This window comes from Pseudonocardia sp. KRD291 (assembly GCF_019263595.1).
Taxonomy (GTDB): Bacteria; Actinomycetota; Actinomycetes; order Mycobacteriales; family Pseudonocardiaceae; genus Pseudonocardia.
In genome coordinates this window covers 1-3,243 of the sequence record NZ_JADQDD010000441.1, presented here as the reverse complement: position 1 = coordinate 3,243, position 3,243 = coordinate 1, and the positions used below count along the sequence as shown (strand labels likewise).

The 3,243-nt window shown below is 75.1% G+C and carries 4 protein-coding genes; 2 read left to right on the top strand and 2 right to left on the bottom strand.

Annotated elements, in window-relative coordinates; all coding sequences use genetic code 11:
* Nucleotides 1–286, bottom strand: a 286-nt coding sequence (locus I4I78_RS31410) for an NAD-dependent epimerase/dehydratase family protein (protein WP_218615140.1), incomplete at its 3' end; no start/stop codon positions are given.
* A 9-nt stretch (nt 287–295) separates the two neighbouring features.
* The gene (locus tag I4I78_RS31405; RefSeq protein ID WP_218615139.1) at nt 296–1,015 is read right to left on the bottom strand and encodes a metal-dependent transcriptional regulator; all 720 of its coding nucleotides are present in this window, start codon (nt 1,013–1,015) and stop codon (nt 296–298) included.
* Nucleotides 1,016–1,087: 72 nt separating this feature from the next.
* On the opposite strand from I4I78_RS31405, the gene I4I78_RS31400 reads away from it, so the two are divergent.
* Together I4I78_RS31400 and I4I78_RS31395 are read left to right on the top strand one after the other, a co-directional pair.
* Nucleotides 1,088–2,038: a sulfurtransferase gene (locus tag I4I78_RS31400; protein ID WP_218615138.1), complete on the top strand. Its 951-nt coding sequence runs from the start codon at nt 1,088–1,090 to the stop codon at nt 2,036–2,038.
* Nucleotides 2,039–2,085: 47 nt separating this feature from the next.
* Nucleotides 2,086–3,243, top strand: a 1,158-nt coding sequence (locus I4I78_RS31395; protein WP_218615137.1) for an acetoin utilization protein AcuC, incomplete at its 3' end; no start/stop codon positions are given.

The following is a 3,243-nucleotide window of genomic DNA, read 5'->3' as shown; positions in this document are numbered from 1 at the left end:
GGAACGAGGCGACGACGTTGCCGTTCCAGTACAGCTCCGGTCGCGCCACCGACTCGCCCACCAGCGAGCGCGCCGCGAAGTGCAGGACGCCGTCGAAGCCCTCGGAGAGCACGTCGCCCGCGGCGTCGCCCAGCTCGCCCTCGACGAACCGGGCACCCGGCGGCACGGCGTCGCGGTGCCCGGTCGACAGGTCGTCGAGCACCACGACCTCGTGGCCGGTCTCGACGAGGTGCGCGGCGCAGACGCTCCCGACGTACCCGGCCCCGCCGGTGACGAGCAGCTTCACGTGGTCCTCCTACTGGGCCCGGACGAGCACCGCGTGCGCGACGAGCGGGGCCACCGTGGCCTGCTCGTCCTCGGCCATGACCGGCACGGGGTCGCCGAAGCGCGGGATCGGCGAGACCTCGACCGAGTGCCCGGGCACGATCCCGGCCAGCTTCAGCTCGCCCATCAGGTCGGGGTCGACCTGCACGTGCTCGGCGATCCGGCGGATCTCGACCCGTCCGCCGCCGCGGCGGGCGAACTCGTCGAGGCGCTGCAGCCCGACCTCGAGCGTGGGCGGCACCGACGCCGACGTCGAGGTCTCGTTCTCGGCCAGGTCCAGGTCGTCGAGGCCGGGGATCGGGTTGCCGTAGGGCGAGACGGTCGGCTTGTCCAGCAGCCGGACGAGCTTGCGCTCGACGTCCTCGCTCATGACGTGTTCCCAGCGGCAGGCCTCGGCGTGCACCAGCTCCCACTCGAGCCCGATCACGTCGATCAGCAGGCGCTCGGCGAGGCGGTGCTTGCGCATGACCGCGACGGCGCGCCCGCGGCCGTCCTCGGTCAGCTCGAGGTGCCGGTCGCCGGCCACGACGACCAGCCCGTCCCGCTCCATACGGGCCACCGTCTGGCTCACGGTGGGCCCGCTCTGTCCGAGGCGTTCGGCGATCCGCGCACGCAGCGGGACGACGCCTTCTTCCTCGAGTTCGTAGATGGTCCGCAGATACATCTCTGTGGTGTCGATGAGCTCGTTCAACTCGGGCCCCTTCGGTCGTACCTCAGTCTAGACGTGCAACGCCGCGGGCATGGCGGGACCTTCCGGGGCAGGATGGGTCCCGTGTCCGATCTGATCACGCCCGCAGCCCTGGCCCGCGACCTGGAGATCCTCGCGGGCCCCGGCGGGACCGGTGCGTCCGGGGTCTCGCGCCCGGTCGTGCTCGACGTCCGGTGGCGCCTCACGGGCCCGCCGGGACGGCCCGACCACGCCGCCCGCCGCATCCCCGGCGCGGTGTTCGTCGACCTGGGCACCGAGCTCGCCGCAGCCGTGGCCTCCGGGGGCGGGCCCGGCGGGCGGCACCCGCTGCCGGACCCGGCGTCGCTGCAGGAGGTGCTGCGCCGGGCCGGGGTGCGGGAGGACTCCACGGTGGTGGCCTACGACGACGCGGACGGCTCCGTCGCGGCCAGGGCCTGGTGGCTGCTGCGCTGGTCGGGGCACCCGGCCGGGCGGGTGAAGGTCCTCGACGGCGGCTTCGCGGCCTGGACCGCCGAGGGGCGCCCGCTCGCCGGCGACGACGTGCCCGACGCCGACCGGGCCCCCGAGCCCGTCCCGGACCCGGGCGACGTCGTCGTGCGCCCGGGCGCGATGCCGGTCCTCGACGCGGACGGCGCGGCGGCACTGGCGCGCCGCGGTGCCCTGCTCGACGCGCGGGCCGGGGCGCGCTACCGCGGTGAGACCGAGCCGGTCGACCCGCGCGCCGGGCACGTCCCCGGTGCGCTGAGCGTGCCGTTCGCCGGGAACACCGGTCCGGACGGCCGGTGGCTGCCGGCCGACGAGCTCGCCGCGCGTTTCCGGGCGGCGGGTGTGACCGACCCGACGGCGGTGGGGGCCTACTGCGGGTCCGGGGTCACCGCGAGCTCGCTGGTCCTGGCGCTCGAGCACGCCGGCGTCACCTCCCCGGAGTCCCCCGCGGCGCTCTACCCGGGGTCCTGGTCGGAGTGGAGCGCGGACCCGGCGCGCCCGGCCGCGACCGGCCCCGAGCCGGAAGGGGCGGCGTCGTGAGCGCAGGAGATGGCCGGGACGGGCCCTCCTCGCCTACGGTCCGGCCCATGAATCCGCGCACGTCGGTCGTGTGGACCCCGGAGTTCCTGACCTACCAGCTCTCCGACGACCACCCGCTCAACCCGGTCCGGCTCGACCTGACCATGGAGCTGTCCCGGCAGCTCGGCGTGCTCGACGGCGTCGAGCTGATCGAGCCGGAGCCGGCCACCGAGGCCGAGCTCACCCGGGTGCACACCCCCGGTTACCAGACGGCGGTGCGCTCGGCCCCGGAGGCGCCGTTCGGCGTCGGGCACGGCCTGGGCACCGACGACAACCCGATCTTCTTCGGGATGCACGAGGCGGCGAACCTGATCGCCGGCGGGTCCGTCCGGGCCGCGCGGGAGATCCACGAGGGCCGCGCCGACCGTGCGGTCAACCTGGCCGGTGGGCTGCACCACGCGATGCCCGACCGGGCCGCCGGGTTCTGCGTCTACAACGACTGCTCGGTCGCGATCGCCTGGCTGCTCGAGCAGGGCTACGAGCGGATCGCCTACGTCGACGTCGACGTGCACCACGGCGACGGCGTGCAGACCTCGTTCTACGACGACCCGCGGGTCCTGACCATCTCGATGCACCAGCACCCGCTGACGCTGTGGCCGGGCACCGGGTGGGCCGGCGAGATCGGCCGCGGCGAGGGGGAGGGGTACGCGGTGAACGTGGCGATCCCGCCCGGCACCGGCGACGCCGGCTGGCTGCGCGCCTTCCACGGTGTCGTGCCGTCGCTGCTGGAGAAGTTCGCGCCGCAGATCCTGGTCACCGAGTGCGGCGCCGACACCCACGCCGAGGACCCGCTGGCCAACCTGGAGCTCTCGGTCGACGGGCACCGCGCGATCTACCACTCGCTGCGTGACCTGGCCGAACGCACGGCGAACGGCAAGTGGCTGGTGCTCGGCGGCGGCGGGTACGCGCTGTTCCGTGTCGTGCCCCGGTCCTGGACGCACCTGCTCGCCGTCGCGCTCGACCGCGACGTCGACCCGGACCGGCCGCTGCCCGCGGACTGGATCGCCCGGGCCGCGACGCACACCGGGGCCCCGCTGCCGGTGGCGATGACCGACGGCGCCGACCCGTCGTTCGCGCCGTGGAGCGACGCCAACGGCGAACGGGTCGACGCGACGATCCTGGAGACCCGCCGCGCGGTGTTCCCGCTGCACGGCCTCGACCCCGAC

What these genes read in the sequence shown, in the direction of transcription:
- I4I78_RS31400 (WP_218615138.1), top strand. Translation starts at nt 1,088, where the DNA reads ATGGGTCCCGTGTCCGATCTGATCACGCCCGCAGCCCTGGCCCGCGAC.